1 protein-coding gene is annotated in these 1,124 nt (G+C 51.6%); it reads left to right on the top strand.

What is annotated here, in order from left to right; all coding sequences use genetic code 11:
• Positions 1 to 1,124, top strand: a 1,124-nt coding sequence (locus tag FC75_RS10110) for an ATP-binding protein (RefSeq protein WP_162261113.1), incomplete at both ends; no start/stop codon positions are given.

The following is a 1,124-nucleotide window of genomic DNA, read 5'->3' as shown; positions in this document are numbered from 1 at the left end:
AACGTCTACTTGCAACCAGATATTGCCGCGCAAGGTATCAAGGGGACTGTCACCAATGCCTTATCCGCCGCTTTTCTTGGTAGCTTGGGTGGTGGGAAGTCCTTCTCTAACAATTTGCTTGTCTACTACGCCGTCCTTTACGGAGCGCAGGCACTGATTCTTGACCCGAAGTCGGAACGTACCGGCTGGGCAAAGAACCTCGACTTTATGGAAGATCAAATCAACATCGTCAATCTGACCAGTGAGGAACAAAACCGTGGACTGCTTGATCCTTATATCATCTTGTCTAACTTGAAGGATTCTGAATCGCTAGCCGTTGATACGCTGACCTTCCTCACTGGCATCTCAAGCCGTGATGCCGACCGCTTCCCGACGCTGCGCAAGGCAATCCGGGCAGTAACACAGGCGCCCGAACCGGGACTGTTGAAAGTCATTGACGAACTCCGCCGCGAAGACACGCCTATTGCGCGCAACATTGCCGATCATATCGAATCCTTCACGGATTACGACTTTGCGGCATTACTGTTCTCTGACGGGACGGCACGGCGGACAATCGCCCTTGACCGCAAGATCAACATCGTGCAGATTGCAGACTTGGTGCTTCCAGACGCTGATAAGACGCAGGAAGAATACATCACTGCGGAAATGCTGTCCGTTGCCATGCTCATGATCATCAGTACGTTCGCAATCGATTTCATTCACCAAGACCGCGCTCAATTCAAGATCGTGGACTTGGACGAAGCCTGGGCTTTCTTGAACGTGGCGCAGGGTAAGGCGTTGTCCATGAAATTGATTCGTGAAGGTCGTTCGATGAATGCCGGGGTCTACCTCGTCACTCAAAATGCGGACGACTTACTCGACGAAAAGATGAAAAACAATATCGCCCAGAAGTTTGCTTTCCGTAGTACCGACATCACGGAAATCAAGAACACGCTGAACTTCTTTGGACTTGATGCCGAAGACGAAGGCAATCAGAATCAGCTCCGGTCGCTCGATAATGGGGAGTGCTTGTTCCAAGACATCTGGGGGCACGTCGGCGTGCTGCACTTCGACTATATCTTTGAACACCTACACCACGCCTTTGACACTCGGCCACCGAAACCCGTGGAGGTGATCGCTGATGA

This window comes from Lacticaseibacillus camelliae DSM 22697 = JCM 13995, assembly GCF_001436615.1.
GTDB lineage: Bacteria > Bacillota > Bacilli > Lactobacillales > Lactobacillaceae > Lacticaseibacillus > Lacticaseibacillus camelliae.
This window is presented reverse-complemented; position numbering and strand designations above follow the sequence as displayed.